Raw genomic sequence first — 19,335 nt, 5'->3', positions numbered from 1 at the left:
GTAAGAGCCCCCGCTTCTCAGTGGGCCAGAAGCAGAAAAAGAAGACCCAAAACGCTCAGCAAGGCCCCCACCGCGCGGGTTATCACAGTCACCCGTTGAATCGGGCAGCTCAAAAATGTCTCAAACGTAGTAATCGGGTACGGAAAGGCCAGAAATCCAATTCCGGCAAGAAGGATGCTGCCGTACATAAAGAGATTCGATGCCCCCATGGCGCTGATAATAATCCCGGCCGCGCAGAGAAGAAGAGTCAGATACAGCCAGATTTTTTTCCGCTTATCCAGCAGGACATAACGCTCGGTTGCCTCTTTGCAGGAGGCACAGCACGTATGGAATCTGCGGCTCTTGACTGTCGCCTCAAACGGTTCGCCGTCCGCTTCGAGGGGTTTCCCGCAGTAGACGCAGCGTTTGCCCCGCACGGATTCGATTTTTTTACTTTGGGCTGCCGCCGCCCGCTTTTTCCCGGCCCGTTTCCCACTCATAGTCCAAGCTCCCCGAGAATTTCCGAAAGCTCCTGTTTGGCTTCCGGAACGCTTCCGGAGGCGAGAAGCTTTTCCGCCCTCTCTTCCATTTCCTTTTTGGACACCTGCCCGACGATATATTTGGTCCGCCCGACCAGCGGCGGAGCTACCGAAAGCTCATTCACGCCCAAGGCGCACCAAAGCGGAATCAGGCGGGGCTCCGAAGCTGTCTCTCCGCAGATTCCGACTTGCACGCCGTTCGCGTGCGCGTTCCGGCAGACCGTCCGGATCGACCGCAGCACGGACAGGTTGCAGCTGTCATACAGATACTGAACCCTTTCGTTCATCCGGTCCGTTGCCGTGGTATACTGAATCAGATCGTTCGAGCCAATGGAAAAAAACGACACATGCTTCGCAAGAATATCCGAGAGCAGCACCGCGGCCGGCGTTTCCACCATGATGCCGACCGGGATGTCTTTTCGATAGGCAATTTGGCGTCTGTCCAGTTCTCTCTTGGCGGTCTCCAGCTGCGTTTTTGCCTGAAGCAGCTCCTCCAGGTTCACAATCATCGGAAACATGATTTTCACGTTTCCATACACGCCGGCCCGCAGGATGGCGCGCAGCTGCGTTTGAAAAAGCTCCGGTCTGGAAAGGCAGATCCGAATGGCGCGGAACCCCAAAAACGGGTTGCTTTCTTTGGGAAGGTCCATATAATCCAGCTGCTTGTCGCCGCCGATATCCAGCGTGCGGATAATCAGTTCCTTTCCGCCCGCCTTTTCCGCCATGCCGCGGTAAACTTGAAACTGGAATTCTTCGGACGGGTAATCCTTCTGCCCCATATAGAGGAACTCCGTGCGGAACAGCCCTACGCCGTCACACTCATCGGCATTGAACTTCTCTATGCTCTCTTTATCGCCGGAATTAACATCCACGCGCACGGAAAATCCGTCGCGGGTACGAGCGGGTTTCGCACGGCATTCCGCGTATAAAGATTCCCGAAGCCCCGCCTTTTTTTGTTTTGCGAGAAAGTCCTGCCTGCCGGCTGTGTCCGGCGAAAGGACCACCGTGCCGGAACCGCCGTCGGCCAGCACTTCGTCTCCGTTTTTCACCTCCGAAAGCATGGGGCCCGTTCCCACAATCGCCGGAATTCCAAGCAGCTTGGCCAGAATCACGGTATGGGACGTCACGCCGCCCTTTTCCGTCACCATACCTTTCAGACGCGTGCGGTCCAGGCGGACGGTATCGGCGGGAGTCAGATCTTCGGCAAACACGATCAAGTCGTCCCCGCCGGCTTCGGCAATCGGGTCCGCGGCGCCGGCGCCCTGCAGCTCCGCCGTAACCTCCCTGCAGACGTTGTTGACGTCGTCCTTCCTGGTTTTCAAATAGGGATCGTCCAAACCGTCCAAAACAGATTCCGTTTCCGAACGCTTCTGCTCGATCGCCCAGGAGGCGTCGACGCGCTCCGTGCGGATTTTCTCCTTGATCTCATCAAAAAACACGTCGTCCGACGCTATTTCACGGTAAGCCTCAAAAATAGTGGCTTCCTGTTCGCCGTGCTCCCGGCGGGCGCGTTCCGCCAAAAGCCCCAAAGAGCGGACGTAACGCGAACGCGCGGATTCAAGCGCGGTTATTTCCGTTTCGGGATCTTCAATTTTCTTTTTATCGGCCGGAATTACCATCCGCGAAAAAACCGCGGCACGTCCGGCCGCATATCCGGAAGCACCGGCCAGGCCCTTGATGACTTTCATAAAATTATCTCCCTTGTTATCTCTGACGGTATGACTGAAACGCTCCCAAAACAGTCTTCATATCTTTGTCGGTCAGGTTGACGCCGCCGCCCGCAACTCTGGTGTTGTAATACAGCTGAGCGACAAATTCCGTCTGCTGCGCAACATCCAGCGCGTAAGTGAGGCTGCTTCCTACGGCAAGAAGGCCGTGGTTGCCGAGCAGGCACGCATAATGATCGTTCCCCATGGCCTGCAGAGCCGCGACGGCCAGCTCGTAGCTTCCGAACTGCACATACGGGATGCACGGGACGTCCGGCCCGGCGTAGGCAACCTCATAGTGAATCGGCTCGATACTCCAGTGCAGACAGGCCAGCGTGGTCGCGTAAACGGAGTGCGTATGAATCACGGCATTGACGCCCGGCCTCTTCTGGTAGAAAATTCGGTGCATGTCGTATTCGCTCGAAGGCTTCGCTTCGCCGTCTACCTTTTCTCCGTCGGGCGTCAGCACAACCACATCCTCCGGGTCGATCTGAAAATAGTCCATTCCGGACGGGCTGATCGCCATCAGCTTTTCCTTCGGATTGTAGACGCTGACGTTTCCAAACGTGCCCGCGGTAAGGCCCAGCTCCACCAGCTTCTTTCCAAACTCCACAACCTGTTCGCGTTCCTCTTTTAAAATCATGGCAAAATCCTCCTAATCAGTCCGAAAAAATTTCTTTGTAATTCACAATTCTGTCTTTCAGTCCCTGCGTCAGGATTTTATCGACCGTTCGCATGAGAAGAAACGGGGAATTTGGAATCGCGTCAACGGTAGCGCCGGCAATGTGGGGAGTAATCACCACATTGTCGAGTCCGGCGAATCCATCCTCCGGGGTCAGCGGCTCCCGGTCAAACACGTCAAGGGCCGCGCCCGCAATGGCATGGCGGCGCAGAGCTTCGATCAGGTCGGCCTGATTGACTAGTCCTCCCCGGGCCGTGTTGATCAAATAGGAACTCGGCTTCATCAGCGAAAAGCAGTTTTGATCAATTATGCCTCGCGTCTCCGGCGTCAGGCGCAGATGCAGGCTCACCAGATCGGCAAGCCGAAACACATCCTCTTTCGTCTCTACGATTGTAACATCTCCCAAACCGTTGCGCTTCATGCGGTCCCGGTCCAGATAATCGTCCTGTACGATCAATGGAACTTCCAGCGCTTTTAAACGGATTGCAAGCTCCGTTCCCACATTCCCCAGTCCGACCAGACCAACGGTCAGGCTGCCGAGCGTTGAGACAAACCCGGAGTTCGGAAATTCCTTAAGCCACTCCCCCTCCATCAGCCGATGATGGGAGGACGCGATGTTGCGCGTCATTGCAAGCATCAAGCCAAGTGCGAATTCCGCGACGGGCACCGCGTTCCGAATTACGTTGATCACCGGGATTTTTCGCTCGCCGGCCGCCTTTACGTCGATGTGTTCCATCCCGCCCCGGCAGGTCAGTACGGCCCGAAGCTTCGGTGCCCGGTCAATCAGCCCGCGCGGCACAGGGCTGAAATGAGTCATCAGCACGGTGCAATCCTTCAGCAGGGGAGCAAGATCCTCCGCCCAGGGTTCCGCTTCCGATCCGTTTTTCTCAAGATTCATTTGGCGGGCGGCAAAATCATCTTTATCCTCAGTTCCCCAAAAAACGCGCGAAACCTTCGCCGCGTTGATCTGTGAGGTGCGGACGGCTTGCTCCATCGTCTCTGGCCGGACAAAAGCATCGCCGACGACGACTATGTTCTGTGGTTCGCTTCTCAAATAGTCAAGCATTTCCTTCTCCTTAAAAAAGGGCCGCTGTCCTTTCCTGCAACAGCGGCCGCGGATCTGTTTTGAAACTTCCGATTGCTGCAGTTTTCCGTTTCAGCAAATCGTGCTCAAGTCTGGGAAGCTTCCGGAATGGCTCCGTAATTTTCCAGCCAGTCCACCACACGGTCCTTATTTTTACGGAACAGATAGTAAAGAACGAAGTACAGGATAACCACGCCGCCAATGATCACGGGGTTCCGGGACAGGAACGCGTAAAACAGACCCGCGATCAGGGGGTGGCACATAATTCCGAAACTCATGATGTACACGCCGGCCTGCGGCAGCTCAAAGCCCGCTGCAATCGCAACCTGCGTAAAGGTGGGAGCCAGCTGAGAGGCAACAATCAGGCCGAGGCTGAACCAAATGGCACCGGAAAGCAGGCTTTTGGCAATGTTGCCGTGAGAAACGCAGACAAACACCTCAACCATGTAAGGCAGCGCGACCAGATCGAGCATCGGCAGGATAGTGTTACCCGGCAGGACAAACGCCAGCAGAAGCATAATGGGCATCAGCAGAATGCCGGTCACCAGCGTGTTCGGCTCGCCGTAGCCGGCGGCGTCGTTGACGGAAAGATACCAGACACGTCCCTGCCCGCTCTTCGCAGCCTTGGACTTATAGGCATCTGTCAGCGAGGTGAACGCGGAAGCGAAAATTCCGCCGACTTTCGGGAAAACCGCCATAACCGCCGCAGTTGAAACCGCGGAGGAGGTGATGACGCCCCATGAGGCCAGCTGATTCAAAGCACTGAGGTTTCCCAGCACGCCGATGAGCGCGCCGATCACAAGACCGATGAACATCGGCTCGCCCAGGAGGCCGAACCGTCTTTGAATGGAAGCCGCGTTGAGCTTGATTTTATTAAAACCGAGCTTTCCGAGGAACCAGTTCATGAAAAGGGCAAAGGGCACCGCTTCCATATGGTGCGGAGCGGTCATACAGCAGTTCGGGTACTGATAGTGATTCGACCAGCGCTTGGCGACCACTTCGCTGAAAAGCAGAATGTACAGCAGCTGCACAACCATGCAGGCCAGTGCAAGCCACATGTTTTTCGTCAGGGCATAAAGCATGGAGCCCCATACCATGAACGAATAGTTGTTCCATAAGTCGGAAGCCATGAATATGTCCGTCCATTTGCTGAAAAAGAGCACAAGCTGGATTACAATGGCGATTCCGATGAAGATCAGGCCTACGCTGGTGGAATAGGCAATCACAGAGGTTGACTGCCACCCGGTGTCCAGCGCGGGCAGGTTTACATGCGAGTTTTTGACCATGGAATTGACGACAGGAGTAATGATGCTGCCATAGCTGCTGATGACCAGATTGAACCCGGTCAGTCCAACCGCGCAGAGAAGAGCCGAGTTAAAGGCCTTTTTCCCTTTTACTCCCATGCCGATCGCAATGACAAACAAAATGACAGGAACAAAGACACCCGCCCCGAACGTAGAAAAAACGTCGCTCATGCCTTTAAAGAAATTATCCAATACAAACATCCCCCTTGATTTTGTCACGCCGTCCAACGGCTTTCCCGTGTTTTTTTAATCCCCTTGGATTTCGTTTTAAATCCATGCTCCCGTGCAAACGCGGATGCTTACTCCTTCTCCAAAATTTTCAAGCAGTCCTGCAGCACCTGATCTTCCGAAAGGCCGGTCAGCATGCCGACCGCGTTGACTTTTGGAACCCCGAACTCCTGGTACACGGGGCTGACGCAGGCCATCAGGGAAAATCCCCCCGAAGCCAAAGCCGTTTCGGCGGAATTTGGGCTGCATTCCGTCGCCTCGACAGCATAGCCGTAGTCGGCCAGCTTTTCCTTCAGCTTGTTCGCGACCATCGCGGAGCTGACGGTCCCTGAACCGCAGACACAAAGAATCTTTACATGTTTTGCCATTGCTTTTTCCTCCTTGAATTTCATCTCTTCGTTTTACCCGATATGGTGTTTCGCCGCCTGATAAAGGGATTCTTTGTCGCCGGCCGCCTTAAATTCTGCGACGGCTGCTTCGTCGGTAAAAATCTTCATCACCTTTTGCAGGGTTTCCAGCTGGGCATCCGGATTTTGAATTGCCATCATGAACAAAAGCTCCGCCTTAACTTCCGTTTCCGGATCGCCCATGTGCGCAAACTTAACAGGATGCGCCAGCTTGGCCACGCACACCGCGGGCGTGTTGACGTGAACACCCGCGGTATGCGGCATTGCAACGGCAAGATTTTTCAGCTGCAAGCCCGTCGGGAATTCCTTTTCACGTGCTGCCACCGCGTCAACGTAAGTGTCTTTGACAAATCCCTTTTGAAAAAGAAGCCGCCCAACCTGACGGATCGCGTCCTCCGCGTCCACGGCATCAACGCCGCAGACGACCAGATCTTCGTAAATAGCCTGCATGTCCCCGGTCACCTCCTTAATCAGCAAGATTTTCGATCAGCGAAACGATTTGCATGCACACGGCCTCTTCGTTTTCCCCCTCCACTTCAACGGTGACCGCGGTCCCCTGTTTGATTCCGGCGGACAGGATGGAAATGATGCTTTTGGGATTCACGCGATTCGTTCCGCAGACCAGCGCGATATTGTCTGAAAATTTTTTGCAGAGCTGAGTCATCTGTGAAGCTGGCCTTGCGTGCAGACCGGTTGGATTTTTTACGACTGTTTCATACCGATACATGTCTCTCGTCTCCATTCTGAAATGATTTATTGAATAGTCCTTTTGAGATCGTCAAGATTATGGTATACTGCTATCAGATTATCTTTACCGATTTCAACAAAGGAGTGTATTCTTCCCAATGGAAGATAAAACCGACCTTCTGGTGCGTGCCGCCGAACTTTATTATGAACAGAAACTGAACCAAATTGATATTGCGAAAATTTTGAATACTTCCCGCCCAACGGTATCCCGCCTTCTGGAGGAAGCAAAGGACGCCGGAATCGTGGAAATTATTGTCCACAGCCCGGTACGAAAAAATGCGAAGCTCTCATTCGACCTGCGGAATACGTTCGGTCTGCGGGAAGCGATTGTGGTTAACGGCTCCTACGAATACCACAAAGCACTGCACAGGTGCTGCGAGGCGGCCAGCCACTTTTTTAACACCATTATGGAAAACAACACGGTCATCGGCATTTCCTGGGGCGCCGCGCCGCAGTACCTCTGCGAACTGATCGAACGGAAGGACTACTACAACGTTCACGTGGTCCAGATGGTCGGCTGCCTCGGCACCGGGAATCCCAACATCGACGGGATTGAGCTGGCGCTCCGGATTTCCAAGCGTCTTGGAGGCACTTATTCCAACATTTATGCCCCGATTTACGTTGGCAGCAAAACCGTACACTCCTATCTGATCAAAGAGCCTCAGATCGAGGCAACCCTGAATCAGGCCAACCATGTCGACATCATCCTGACCGGAATCGGATCGTTTGACTCCGGCACCACGCTGCAGCAGTCCGGTTATTTCACCGACCAGGACCGCATGAGCATTATCGGGAAAGGGGCCGTGGGGCACCTGCTGGCGCGCCCTTATGACCGGAACGGGAACCCGATCGATATGGAGCCGGAGGGCCGTTACACCATCGGGGCGCCGCTGGATGCCATGCATGCCGCCGAATGGTCCGTCGGCATCAGCGCGGCTGCGTTTAAGGCGGAGGCGGTGCTTGGGGCCATACGGGGAAAATACATCAACGTCCTTGTCGCAGACGAAGCGCTTGCCGTTCGCATGCTGGAGCTTGCCCGTGAAAATTAGCCGTTCCCAAAACAAAACAGAAACTGTTGCGCAGAGGCTTTTGCCTCTGCCTTTTTATTTGTCCTCCAGGTCGGCGTTACAGGAAATTACGGCCTTCACTCCCTCTCCGCGCATTGACGTCTCGAATCCCTCCCTCCAATTCTCCAGGGTGACGATTTTCGTCACGATTTTTTCCGGGACAACCGTGTGGGCCGCAAGCAGCTGAATGGAAGTTCTCCAGGAACTCGGCTTCTGACTGCGGGAACCGACATAGTTGATCTCCTTGTGCAGAATCAAATCCGTCCAGATCTGCTCCTTTGACTGCGGAAAAACACCCATCTGAACCACTTTGCCCTTTCGGCGCGTAATTTCCAGCGCCTTGTTGGCTGCCGGCACCGCTCCGGAACATTCAAAGGAAATATCCGCCCCTTCGCCTCCGGTCATCTGGCCGATGACCTGTTGCAGGTCCTCTTTCATCTGATCGACCGCGCGGTCGGCGCCGTTGTCCAGCGCGATCTGGAAGCGCTCCCGGTCCGAGCTCAACCCGGCCACGACAACCGTCGCTCCCCTTGCCTTGCAAACCTGCGCCACCATCTGGCCGATGGCGCCGACGCCGAAAATGCAGACGACGTCACCCTTTTGCACATCTCCCTTTTCAATGCCGGCATGAACGCCGCAGGCCAGCGGCTCGGTCAGCGCCGCCGAAAGCAGGGAGACATCTTCCGGCACGATGTGGATGCTCTCTTCGCGGCTGACCACATACTCCGCCATACTGCCGTTGATTTGAGTGCCGATGCCCCTGCGGTGAGAACAGAGGTTGTAGTCCCCGGAAAGGCAGTAAGAACAGTGGCCGCAAGTGGTAAACGTCGTCTCGCTGGTCACGCGGTCCCCAACTTTGATCTTTTTTACATCCGGCCCCACCGCGGTAACGATTCCTGAAAACTCGTGTCCCAGAACGACCGGCGGCTTTGTGCTGGAGTAGGTTCCCTTGAACGCGTGAAGGTCCGTCCCACAGATTCCGGAATAGGCGATCTTAATTTTCACCAGATCACCGGTCGCCTCCGGTTCCGGGATCTCCTCATAAATCATGTTATCGTAGCCAGTCGAGCTTTTTACAACTGCTTTCATGCTTTAAATTCCTCCTATTCTCCGCCATTCGTGCGCTTTGAATTAAATTATGTTCATACCAATGAATCTTTTCACAATTTTACTTTACCCAATCTTTGATAAAATGTCAACTGTTTTTTGATAATTTGCACATTTTAATCGTTTTATTTAAATATATTTTATGGATTTATGAAATATTATGTATTGACATATGTTCATTTATATGAAATAATTATTATACCTTCCGGGTCGTGCCCCGTTACCCGGTCAGGCCAGCACGAAAACAAGCGGTTTGCTTAGAAAGCCCTGCCCAGGTTTTTTGGTCAACCCATCCGTACGGAGTTAAAGTCGAAAGGAGATCTGTAATTATGCCGGACAAAAAATTTTCCAACGAGGAGATTGCCCGCGCAGCCACTAACGTGCGCAAGCACATTCTCAGTCTGGCGATTGAGCGCGGGGGCTGCTACCTCACGCAGGCCTGCTCTTCCGCAGAAATCGTCACCACCCTCTACATGAACATCCTGAACATCGGACCCAGCCTCGGGAATCCGGACACCCAGCTGTTTCCGGGAGTTCCTTCGGCGCAAAACATGGACTACCCGAAGGGTTCCCTTTACAATGGAGAACAAACGCCGGATCGGGACCGCCTGTTCGTTTCCTGCTGCCATTACGCCTCCGTCATCTACTGCGCACTGGCGGAATGCGGACGCATTTCCCAAGCCGCCATCGACAAATTCAACGCGGACGGCTGGAATATGGAAATGATCGGAGCGGAACACTCCCCCGGTTTTGAAAACACGGCGGGGTCCCTTGGGCAGACGGTTTCCATTGCAGCGGGCACGGCCCACGCGTACAAGTTGAAGGGAAACGCCGGAAAAATCTACTGCATGCTCTCCGACGGAGAACTGGAAGAAGGACAGGACTGGGAATGCTTCCAGGCCGCCGCCTATTATCACCTGGACAACTTCATCGTTTACGCGGACATCAACCATCAGCAGGTGGAAGGCTGGACCAAGGACGTGATGAACACGGAGCCGCTGACCGACCGCATGAAGGCGTTCGGCTGGGAAGTGGTGCAGATTAACGGCCACGATATTGAAGCTTTGGAACAAGCGGCGCAAACCCCGCATCCGGGAAAGCCGCTGATGGTCCTCTGCGACACCGACCCCGCACAGGGGATTCCTCCGCTGAAGACCATCGTTCCGAAGCATTTTGTCAGAATTCCGAAAGACCGCCGGGAAGAGTTCATCTCTTTCTGCGAGCAGATGTAACGAAAGGGTGAGGTGATAAGCAATGAAAATTGAAGTGAATACACATTCCAAAAACATGATTCGTCTTGCCAAAGAGCACCCGGAAGTCGTCGTGATGTCTGCGGACCTGGGAACCTCCTGTGAAATCAAGGAATTCCACGAGGTTTTCCCAGACCGCTATTTTTCCATGGGCATCGCGGAGCAGAACATGTGCTCCTGGGCCGCCGGTATGGCGCGCGAAGGTTTCCGTCCGTTCCTGCACACGTTTTCGGTCTTTCTGTACCGACGCATCCTCGACCAGCTGGAAATGAGCGTGGCCTACCCGAATCTCCCCGTGGTTTTTGTCGGCTTTGTCCCGGGAATCACCACGCCGGGCGGCGTAACGCATCAGTCCACAAATGATGTGGGCGTGCTGCGCACGGTTCCAAACCTCGCCATCTTCGACATTGGGGACGCGACGGAGATCGAGGGGGTTCTCGACCTCGCCTACAGCTACAACGGCCCCGTGTTTATCCGGATGCTCCGCAAGGAAGTCCCCCGTTTCTTCCCGGCGGACGAGCCGATTCGCTTCAACCACGCACGCATCCTTTCAGAGGGAACGGACATTACGCTGCTCTCTTCCTCTGTCTGCACGGAGGAAGCTATGCGCGCGACCGCCGCGCTCCGGGAAAAAGGAGTTTCCATCCGGCACCTGCATGTCTCCACGCTGAAGCCCTTCACGGACCCGCAAGTAGTGGAAGCGTGCCAAAAGACAAAATACGGCGTCGTCACCATTGAAAACGGAACCGTGATCGGCGGTCTGGGCTCGGCGGTCGCAGACGTGATGGCCGAGCACGGAATCGGCAAAAAGCTGGTGAAGGTCGGCCTGCAGGACACCTACGCGCACGGCGCTTCAAAAATGTACCTGCTCAAAAAATACAAGATGGATGCCATGACGCTGATCGGCGCGGTCGAAAACCTGATGGGAAAATCCTTCGAAATCAGCGAAAAAGACCTTGAGGAAATTCGCTTCGAGGATTTCTCCGCGGTATAAGGAATGTTCAGGGCCTGTATTTTCGACCTTGACGGAACCCTGCTGGACACTCTCCCAACCCTGTGCCGCTGCTGCAACGCTTCGCTCGCACACTTCAGCCTGAGTCCGGTTTCCGCCGAACAGTGCCGCGGCCTGTGCCGCCTGCCAATCGCGGAATTTTATCCTCGACTTTTGCAGTTGGGCGGCTGCCCGGACGACCGATCGGCGGAGTTAGTGGAGCCGATTCGTCAATATGATCTGGAAATATACCTGAAAGACCCCTGTGCGCAAACGAGTCCGTTTCCCGGCATTCCGGAGCTGCTCCGCGAGCTCCGGCGCCGCGGAACGGCGACGGCCGTACTCACCAACAAACCGGCGCCGCTGGCCGAACAGGTCGTCTCTTCCTTTTTTCCCGGACTTCTGAATTCGGTCGCGGGCCAGACACCCGACACGATTTCAAAGCCGGACCCGCGTTCGCTGCTGCATTTGATTCAATCCCTCAGCCTGAGCCGGGAGGAATGCCTGTTCGTCGGCGACACCGACGTGGATATGAGGACAGCGCGGGCTGCGGGCGTGCCCTTGGCTGCCGTTGCCTGGGGTTACCAGGACCCGCGCTCCCTTTCCGCGTATGAGCCTGACTGGATTGTGCGCTCACCCGAGGAGCTGCTGCCCCTTTTTATAAAAGATTGAGGAGGTTTACTATGTTTGAAACAGAAAAAATGGAAATGATCAAGGCAGGCATGAGTCTGGACCGCTACGGACTGATTTCTCTCGCGGGAGGCAATTTGAGTCTCCGCCAGCCATCCGGCGAAATCCTGATTACGCCGTCCGGAATGATCTATGAGGACATGAAGGCGGACGACGTGATCGTGATGGACCTAGAGGGAAAAGTCATCGAGGGCAATCGCAAGCCGTCGTCGGACACAGCCGCCATTCTGTACATTTTTAATCACAGACAGGATGTGAACGCGGTCATCCACACGCATCAGCCTTACGCAACCGCAATCGGCCTGATTCAGGACGAATTCCACGCCGACCTTACAACTTTGGGCAACGCCTGCGGCGGCAACGTCCCGGTGGCCCCTTACAGCTCCCCCGGCAGCGAACAAATGGGCATCGACACCGTCCAATTTTTGGGCGACGGCCACGCGGTTATTTTGGCGCATCACGGAGTCATGACGACCGGAGATTCCATGAAGCAGGCTCTCAACGCCGCGGTTTATCTGGAAGAATGCGCCAAAGGCTATCTTGCCGCCCGCGCAGTCAGCCCGATTCGTCATCTGACCGACGCGCAGATCAAGCAGACCGTGGAAATCTACAAGTTTGTCGGTCAGGCTCACGGTGAAATTCCGAAGGAACTCCTCGGGCGCGTCTGACCAACCGCGGACAGAGCCGCCCTGAAATAAAGCAATAACCCATGCGCAGACAGCACTGTTTGCGCATGGGTTATCTTTTATATAAGCATAGGAGAAATTTCGGTTTTCGTACCTTTGGCGGCAGCATCGCCCTGTTCCTAAAAGCAGAGGCTGCCTCCCGGGTTTTCCAGCTTTCCCTCAGCACAGGCGGCCACGGGAAGAAGGGTTCAGCGTTCTTTTCCGGGCTCCGTGCAACAGGCTCTTTGAATCATTTCCAATTCCTCCAGCCGAATGCAATGAGGAGCTTTGCTGTTTTTCACCAGATCAACGCAGGCGTCCCAATTCATCCACACCACTGAATCAACTTCAGATTTCTGTAAAACAAACTCTCCGTCCCCCGGATTTTTCCAGAGCGCATATACATTACTGACCTGATTGTCCCGGAACTCATGACCGTGAAACTGCCCGCGGTACTCGAACCGGCGGCATCCGCAATAAATCAGTTCCTTCTCAACGGCGTTTACTCCAAGCTCTTCCTTTAATTCTCTCAACGCCGACTGCAAGAAACCGTCTCCGGCGGGAACATGCCCTGCGCTCGAAATATCGTAGCACCCGGGATACGAGTCCTTATGAAAACTTCTTTTCTGAAGAAGAACCTGCCTTTTTCCCTCCCGCATCCTCAGAATCCACACGTGAGAGGTACGGTGGCGAACACCAAGCCGGTGAGCGGCTTCGCGTGATACCGTCTCGCCCGTTGGGTTCCCGTCCTCATCCACAATGTCCAGAAATTCCATTTTCTCTTCTTCCTCCAAACAGGACTTTGGGAAATTCCCGTCCTTTTCAATCTTAAAGTCGGCGCCAGTTTTCTTTGCGAAACAATTTTTCTCTTCTTACCTCATCAAGCTCGTTCAGCATCATGGGAATATCGCGATTTAAAGTCCCTTTCAGCATCACATAATTCGATGCATGATTTGCCCGAAAAACAGTACCTTCCGAGTTCACATTCCGTAAGAACAATTCCATTTCGGTTACAACCCCTTCGGGAGTTAACAGTTCCAATTTTCCCTCTTCAATATCCTGCAGAACCGGCGCGCCCTTCTCCAGCATTAACGTCAGGAACCCAACATAGTCGGGATTCATCCGGCTGATTAAATCCGCGGACCCTATGGCGTGTTCGCTCAACCTCTCCCTTCCTCCCAGACCGGAAATCAGCGTAACCGAAGACTGAATTCCCGCGGATTTCAGCCTTTGACCAGCTTCAATGATTTCCTCTCTGGTTGCGCCCTTTTCCATTTGGCTCAAGACCAGGGCGTCCCCCGACTCCGCCCCAAGATAAACCATCAACAGGCCCTCCTGCCGGAGCATATTCAGTTCCGCGGGCGAATGCCTCAGAATATCCTTCGGAGTTCCATAGGATGTAACGGACCTCAGTCGGGGAAACAGGCCCCGAATAAAAGCAAGCAATTCCATCAGCCTTTGGCCGGACAGCACCAAAGCGTCCCCGTCGGACAAAAACACTTTTTCGATTTGGTCTCCGTATTGCTCGCGGGCTTCGCAAAAGTCCCGCCTGATGTCTTCCATGCTTCGGATTTTGAATTCCTTGTCCCGATACATCGTGCAAAAACGGCAGCGGTTGTGGGAACAGCCGGTCGTAACCTGCACAATCAGGCTTCGCGCTTCGCTCGGCGGCCGGTATATCACTCCCGTGTATGTCATATTTCTCTCTCCTATATTCTAATGAATCAAACGGCAGGGATTCTGTTTTTCCTTAAAATTTCCCTGCCGGCTTTCGTTCCACTCGGTTCCTTCCGGTATGCGGTGCCACGAAGAGGCATTTTCGGCAGCAGCAGGCACACGCATGCATCAAGCCGAAATTTTGAGGTCCGAAACTTGTCCGGCGCCTGTTCGATCCGCAAACAAACCGCCTCCGCTGAATCTGAACCGACAGGCGTCAGGTGGCGTATTGTTTCAGCACCTTTTGAAAATCCCCTTTTACCAGGACGGCAACCTGCTCGGCTATTTCCTCCGGATCCTCTTTCATTCCCGTACGGACCCAGTCGATTCCCATTGCAACAACGGCAAGGCTGTAAAAATGCGCGATAAACTCCTTATGTCTCTTTTCAACATTCAAGCCTTTCGCCTGTTCCTCGACAACCGGAAAGATCACCTGATACAGAACCTTGTACATAAATGTCTCCAGATATTCGCGGCTGATGGAACGGTAGGTATTCAAAACAAGATTTTTGTTCTTCTTCATTCTTTGCAGGACCCTGCAATAACCCTGCTGCCAGGTGTCGATATCCCGGTTATTGGCAAGAGCCGCGGAAGCCTCTTCAATAAAAATCCATTCCACAAGGGCGTAAATATCCGAAAAATGATAGTAAAACGCCTGGCGGGTTACGCCGCAGTCCTCCACAAGATCCTTCACGGTAATATGGTCGAGCGTCTTTTTTTCAAGCATCTTTTTCAGGGAATCCGCAAAAACTTCCTTCGCATTTTTCAGCATGTTATCATCTGCCTTTGATTGTTGGAGTAGGAACTTATTTACCATATAATACTTTTTTTACATTGATATGAACAAAAGATTTTTCCTTTTACAGGCGAAAGGGTCTGTAAAAATTTCTTGACACATGAAACCGTCTGTCAATTCCTCTCCGGCGGTCCCAGTGTTATACTTTGATCGTAATGAGGGTTCACCCCTCAGAATTTACACGAAAAGGAGCTGTCATGTATGAACATTTACAGGACCATGTATCGGCCGAAAAAGCCGGAAGGCATTGAAAAGCAAAAGGCTTACATCGTCGGCGGAGGTCTGGCCGGTCTGGCGGCGGCGGCATTCCTGATTGACGACGCCGGCATGCCCGGAGAAAACATCACGATCTTGGAAAAACGCGACGATGTGGGCGGCAGCATGGACGGCATGCGAAACGAATTCGGTTACCTGTGCCGCGGCGAGCGCGAGATGGAGCCGTACATGGAATGCCTCTGGTATCTGTACAGTAAAATCCCTTCACTGGAAAACAAGGGACGCACGGTGCTGGACGACATTGTGGATTTCAACCGTGACGAGCCGATTCACTCCGAATGCCGTGTGATTCTGAACCGGGGCGAACGGTACAGCAAGGTCCATGATTACCGCTTCTCCCCCAAGGACATGGCCGACATGCAGCGTTTTCTCAGCCTGCCCGAGTCGGCTCTGGAAGACAAGAAGATTGCAGATTTTTTTGACGAGTCTTTCTTTCACAGCAGCTGCTGGATCAACTTTCACAGCTGTCTTGCGTTTAAGACCTACCACAGCGCGCTGGAATGCCAGCGGTATTTTCAGCGTTTTGCCCTCGAAGTCCGTCACGAATACCTTGAGGGAATCATTCACACGAAGTACTGTGAATATGACGCCATGATCCGCCCCCTGATGACCTGGCTCTGCAACAAGGGCGTGAAAACGGCTTACGGCTGCTGGGTGTACGACCTTGAGATGGACGACGCCTGCAACACTGCAAAAGCCATCTTGCTCCGCCAAAACGGAGAGGAGTCCGTCATCCGTCTTGACGATCGGGATCTGGTTCTGATCACAAACGGCTCAATGACAACCAACAGCGCCTTTGGCGACAACAAAACGGTCGCTCCGATCAACCGCGATACCGCCGACCTCGGAGCCTTTACGCTCTGGCAGAATCTTGCCAAAAAGAATGAGAAATTCGGTCATCCGGAAAAATTCATCGGCCAGATCGACAAGACAAAATGGGTTTCGTTCATGCCCACCATCAAGGGCTACCCGGAGCTTGTCAGCAGAATCGAGAAAATGACCGGCAGCAAGGCCGGAACCGGCGGCGCAATCACAATTTTGGATTCCAACTGGGATATGTCCTTCGAGCTGCACCACAATCCGTTCTTCCTTGACCAGAAGGATGACGAACAGGTCATGTGGGGATACGGCTGCTACGGTGAAAACGTAGGCAACTATGTGAAAAAGCCCATGTGCGAATGCACCGGCGAGGAAATCATGACAGAGCTTCTCTATCATTTGAATATGCTCGACATCAAGGACGAAGTACTGTCCCATTCCTATATCTCCACCTGCATGATGCCGTATATCACCAGCCAGTTCATGCCAAGAAAGGTTTCGGACCGCCCGAAGAATGTTCCGGACGGCTGCACGAACATCGGTTTTCTGGGACAGTATGTCGAGGTGCCCGAGGATGTTGTTTTTACGGTTGAAATGTCGGTCCGCACCGGATTAGGGGCTGTCTATCAGCTCACAGGCATCGAAAAGGATATGCTGGAAGTTTACCCGTCGAAATACGACATTCGTTACACCGTCGAGCGCCTGAAAAAGTTTGCCGGAAAAACCGCCGCCGAAAAGCTGTCGGAGGACGACGTGCCGGCTTTAAAAAATCTTGACGGTGAACAGCTGCGGCAGATGGCGATTACCCTGCTCAATTCCTATCCGCCGTACTATCACATGTACCTCGGCCGCGACCAGACGGTTCCGCTGAAAGAATCCGTCCTGCATCCCGAGGCTCCGCTCAGCAAATAAAGAAATCTTAATCTTACTGCCGCGCCCGCATTCCGGAGCTTTTCTGAATGCGGGCGCTTTTCTTTTTTTACACCTTTCCCGTTCCGGTTTTAAGAATTTGATATGTTATCCTCCGGAATTATGCTATAATGATTTAAATTAACTCTTTCGGCCTTCAGAGCGGACCAGACTGCCGCGCTGAAAAAGGCGGATTGAAAAAAGAATCCAAAGGTGGGAAAGCATGAGCAGGGAATTTCTGATTTTTTCTTATAAACTGCCCAGCAGCCGGTCCAACAGCCGGGTCTATGTATGGAGGGCGATCAAGGAATTCGGGGCGGTATTCCTTCAGCAGGGGGTTGTGCTGCTTCCCTATCGCGATGATTTGCACGCCTCCCTTTCAGCCCTTCGAAAAAAAGTGATCTCTTTTGGGGGAATCTCAACTCTGGGAAAGCTTCAGTTTTTGGAAGAGGACGACGAAACAGAGATCGTTTCCGAATTCACCAGGCAAATCGACGAGGAATATCGGGAGTTTATCAAAAATTGTCAGGCGCTGATCGATGAGCTGAAGCATGAAAATTCCTGCGGGGATTACAATTTTTCAGAAATTACCGAGAACGAAGAAGAATACAAGAAATTTCAGCGCTGGTATGAAAAAATCGGAAGAAAAAACTACTTTCAATCCAAGTTGAAAGCTTCGGCGGCAGACGTTTTAAAAGGGGCAAAAAAGGAGCTTCAAACGTATTCGGAAGAGGTTTTTAAACAGGACGCCACTTAAAGTGATCAGCATTTCACCCCCGCCGCATTTTCGCGGCGGGGGTTCTTTTTTTGGAAAATCAACTTTTCTCTTGACTTTTTTTGTAATGATCATTACAATATAATTATGTAACGATCATTACAAATACTGTTATATCCGGAACGCGCGCCCGACAGCATTTCCAATTTAGATTGCAAATATGAACATGTCCCCCCCCGCCTTCGGCGGGGGGGACATAAGAAAATTTTACAATTCAACTGGAATTGTTGTAAGTATAAAGATAAGGAGCCAAATTGAGAAAAAAGTTTGAAGCATATCGTATGTATCTGATCTTCTCCTGCCTGTATGCACTGTTCTATTCATTAAATTCGACGGTTACGATGGTGTATCAGGTAGAGATTCTTCGCTTAAGTCCGTTGGAGCTGGTTTTAACCGGAACGGCTTTTGAAGCTTCCTGTTTTCTTTCCCAGGTTCCCACCGGAATTGTGGCGGACCTTTACAGCCGAAAGCTCTCGGTGATTCTTGGAGTCGGTCTGACCGGGCTCGGATTTCTCATTCAGGGAAGTATTCCAAGCTACCCGGCCGTCATGGCCTCCCAAGTTTTTCTTGGAATCGGTTCCACCTTTATCGATGGAGCTCTTGAGGCCTGGATTGCCGATGAGGACCACGCAAAAGAACTGAATACGGTCTATCTGAGGGGCGCGCAGTTTGGACAAATCGGCGCGCTGGCGGGGATTTTGCTGAGCACCGTTCTCGGCAATCTATCGCTCGTTCTTCCCATCCTTTTGGGCGGGGGGCTGATGCTGACACTGTGCCTGTTCTTAGCTCTTTCCATGCCGGAGGTCCATTTCCACCCCGCCGCCCCGGAGGAACTGAATTCCTTTCAAAAAATAGGGTTCACCCTGCGGTCAGGAATAAAAATCATAAGGACAAAAACAATCCTGCTGCTTCTCCTGTGCATGGCTCTGTTCACAGGCCTTGCAAGCGAGGGCTACGACCGTCTGAACACCGATCATTTTCTAAATGATACCACTCTCCCCCGCCTGGGGAATTTGAAGCCTGTGACCTGGTTCGGGATCTTCGGAATACTGGTCATGCTTCTCAGTACTCTTGTCATGCAGTTCGCAGTAAAAAGAAAGAAAGCTTCGTCGTCCCTTGGGTCTGTGGAACAGTTGTCACTGATTAATTTTTTCTATCTTCTGAGTATGCTGCTTTTCGGCATTACAAGAAATTTCAGTCTGATGCTTCTCTCTTATCTCGCAATTAATACCTTAAAGGCCTTGAACCGGCCGATTCTCAGTGCGCTGCTCACCAACCAGATTGACAGAAGCGTCCGGGCAACCGTTCTTTCGACAAACGAGCAGGTCAACTCGCTGGGAGAAATTCTGGGGGGACCTTTGATCGGGCTGCTTGCGGAAAAGTTTTCGGTTGGTTTTGGCATTTCCGCAACGGTGATCTTTTTAATTCCGGTGTCTCTACTTCTGCTGATCATCAGAAACCGGGAGTTAAAAAATCCGGCGGAGCAAACCTGACCGCCGGACTTTCCATCTCAATCATTTTCCGAATTGTCTGTTTTAAACCGAACCTTGCGGGGGTTCGGATTTTTTTATGAGGAATCGTTCAGCTGTACTCAAATA

At 52.9% G+C, this 19,335-nt stretch carries 20 protein-coding genes; 8 read left to right on the top strand and 12 right to left on the bottom strand.

The window, feature by feature from the left end; genetic code table 11:
* Positions 1–17: 17 nt before the first annotated feature.
* From ACLQ3M_RS09705 to ACLQ3M_RS09670, 8 genes are all read right to left on the bottom strand, one after another.
* Positions 18–479 carry a TRASH domain-containing protein gene (locus ACLQ3M_RS09705; RefSeq protein ID WP_411677488.1) on the bottom strand — a complete coding sequence of 154 codons (462 nt, stop codon included), beginning with the start codon at positions 477–479 and terminating at the stop codon, positions 18–20.
* Positions 476–2,206 carry a phosphoenolpyruvate--protein phosphotransferase gene (gene ptsP / locus ACLQ3M_RS09700; RefSeq protein WP_411677487.1) on the bottom strand — a complete coding sequence of 577 codons (1,731 nt, stop codon included), beginning with the start codon at positions 2,204–2,206 and terminating at the stop codon, positions 476–478. The genes ACLQ3M_RS09705 and ptsP overlap by 4 nt, the downstream gene beginning before the upstream one ends.
* 16 nt (positions 2,207–2,222) lie before the next feature.
* Positions 2,223–2,867 (bottom strand): L-fuculose-phosphate aldolase, encoded by a 645-nt coding sequence (locus tag ACLQ3M_RS09695; protein WP_411677486.1) that lies wholly within the window; start codon positions 2,865–2,867, stop codon positions 2,223–2,225.
* Between the two features lie 16 nt (positions 2,868–2,883).
* A complete protein-coding gene (locus ACLQ3M_RS09690) occupies positions 2,884–3,972 on the bottom strand; it encodes a 2-hydroxyacid dehydrogenase (protein ID WP_411677485.1) in 1,089 nt (362 codons plus the stop codon).
* A 104-nt stretch (positions 3,973–4,076) separates the two neighbouring features.
* Positions 4,077–5,495: a PTS galactitol transporter subunit IIC gene (locus ACLQ3M_RS09685; protein ID WP_411677484.1), complete on the bottom strand. Its 1,419-nt coding sequence runs from the start codon at positions 5,493–5,495 to the stop codon at positions 4,077–4,079.
* Positions 5,496–5,593: 98 nt separating this feature from the next.
* Complete coding sequence (locus tag ACLQ3M_RS09680; protein ID WP_066648796.1) at positions 5,594–5,890, bottom strand: PTS sugar transporter subunit IIB; 297 nt, start codon at positions 5,888–5,890, stop codon at positions 5,594–5,596.
* 33 nt (positions 5,891–5,923) lie between these two features.
* Complete coding sequence (locus tag ACLQ3M_RS09675) at positions 5,924–6,379, bottom strand: PTS sugar transporter subunit IIA (protein ID WP_411677483.1); 456 nt, start codon at positions 6,377–6,379, stop codon at positions 5,924–5,926.
* A 16-nt stretch (positions 6,380–6,395) separates the two neighbouring features.
* Positions 6,396–6,656 carry an HPr family phosphocarrier protein gene (locus ACLQ3M_RS09670; protein WP_411677482.1) on the bottom strand — a complete coding sequence of 87 codons (261 nt, stop codon included), beginning with the start codon at positions 6,654–6,656 and terminating at the stop codon, positions 6,396–6,398.
* Between the two features lie 118 nt (positions 6,657–6,774).
* On the opposite strand from ACLQ3M_RS09670, the gene ACLQ3M_RS09665 reads away from it, so the two are divergent.
* Complete coding sequence (locus ACLQ3M_RS09665) at positions 6,775–7,725, top strand: sugar-binding transcriptional regulator (protein WP_411677481.1); 951 nt, start codon at positions 6,775–6,777, stop codon at positions 7,723–7,725.
* A 54-nt stretch (positions 7,726–7,779) separates the two neighbouring features.
* On the opposite strand, the gene ACLQ3M_RS09660 is transcribed toward ACLQ3M_RS09665, so the two are convergent.
* Positions 7,780–8,832, bottom strand: coding sequence for a zinc-binding dehydrogenase (locus ACLQ3M_RS09660; protein ID WP_411677480.1), 1,053 nt, complete (start codon positions 8,830–8,832; stop codon positions 7,780–7,782).
* Between the two features lie 347 nt (positions 8,833–9,179).
* On the opposite strand from ACLQ3M_RS09660, the gene ACLQ3M_RS09655 reads away from it, so the two are divergent.
* From ACLQ3M_RS09655 to ACLQ3M_RS09640, 4 genes are read left to right on the top strand one after another with little or no spacing between them, the layout of a single operon-like run.
* Positions 9,180–10,082, top strand: a complete 903-nt coding sequence (locus ACLQ3M_RS09655) for a transketolase (protein ID WP_411677479.1) — start codon at positions 9,180–9,182, stop codon at positions 10,080–10,082.
* Between the two features lie 22 nt (positions 10,083–10,104).
* Positions 10,105–11,094 carry a transketolase family protein gene (locus ACLQ3M_RS09650; RefSeq protein ID WP_411677478.1) on the top strand — a complete coding sequence of 330 codons (990 nt, stop codon included), beginning with the start codon at positions 10,105–10,107 and terminating at the stop codon, positions 11,092–11,094.
* A 3-nt stretch (positions 11,095–11,097) separates the two neighbouring features.
* On the top strand, positions 11,098–11,763 hold the full coding sequence (locus tag ACLQ3M_RS09645) for an HAD family hydrolase (protein WP_411677477.1): 666 nt from the start codon (positions 11,098–11,100) through the stop codon (positions 11,761–11,763).
* A gap of 11 nt (positions 11,764–11,774) precedes the next feature.
* Complete coding sequence (locus ACLQ3M_RS09640) at positions 11,775–12,449, top strand: class II aldolase/adducin family protein (RefSeq protein ID WP_411677476.1); 675 nt, start codon at positions 11,775–11,777, stop codon at positions 12,447–12,449.
* A gap of 206 nt (positions 12,450–12,655) precedes the next feature.
* Here ACLQ3M_RS09640 and ACLQ3M_RS09635 read toward each other — a convergent pair whose 3' ends face one another.
* The 3 genes from ACLQ3M_RS09635 to ACLQ3M_RS09625 form a co-directional block, all read right to left on the bottom strand.
* Complete coding sequence (locus ACLQ3M_RS09635; RefSeq protein WP_411677475.1) at positions 12,656–13,222, bottom strand: NUDIX hydrolase; 567 nt, start codon at positions 13,220–13,222, stop codon at positions 12,656–12,658.
* 52 nt (positions 13,223–13,274) lie between these two features.
* Complete coding sequence (locus ACLQ3M_RS09630) at positions 13,275–14,144, bottom strand: radical SAM protein (RefSeq protein WP_411677474.1); 870 nt, start codon at positions 14,142–14,144, stop codon at positions 13,275–13,277.
* Positions 14,145–14,379: 235 nt separating this feature from the next.
* Complete coding sequence (locus ACLQ3M_RS09625; RefSeq protein ID WP_411677473.1) at positions 14,380–14,934, bottom strand: TetR/AcrR family transcriptional regulator; 555 nt, start codon at positions 14,932–14,934, stop codon at positions 14,380–14,382.
* Between the two features lie 225 nt (positions 14,935–15,159).
* Between ACLQ3M_RS09625 and ACLQ3M_RS09620 the strand changes: the two genes are divergently transcribed.
* From ACLQ3M_RS09620 to ACLQ3M_RS09610, 3 genes are all read left to right on the top strand, one after another.
* Positions 15,160–16,965, top strand: coding sequence for an oleate hydratase (locus ACLQ3M_RS09620; protein WP_411677472.1), 1,806 nt, complete (start codon positions 15,160–15,162; stop codon positions 16,963–16,965).
* Positions 16,966–17,185: 220 nt separating this feature from the next.
* Positions 17,186–17,719, top strand: a complete 534-nt coding sequence (locus ACLQ3M_RS09615) for a Chromate resistance protein ChrB (RefSeq protein ID WP_411677471.1) — start codon at positions 17,186–17,188, stop codon at positions 17,717–17,719.
* 299 nt (positions 17,720–18,018) lie between these two features.
* Entirely contained in the window at positions 18,019–19,230 is a 1,212-nt protein-coding gene (locus tag ACLQ3M_RS09610) for an MFS transporter (RefSeq protein ID WP_411677470.1), read from the top strand.
* Positions 19,231–19,335: the final 105 nt, after the last annotated feature.

The sequence above is a fragment of the Caproicibacter sp. genome (assembly GCF_046707225.1).
Lineage (GTDB): Bacteria > Bacillota > Clostridia > Oscillospirales > Acutalibacteraceae > Caproicibacter.
Note: the sequence above shows the minus strand (reverse complement) of the source record. Positions and strands in the feature narration are given on the sequence as shown.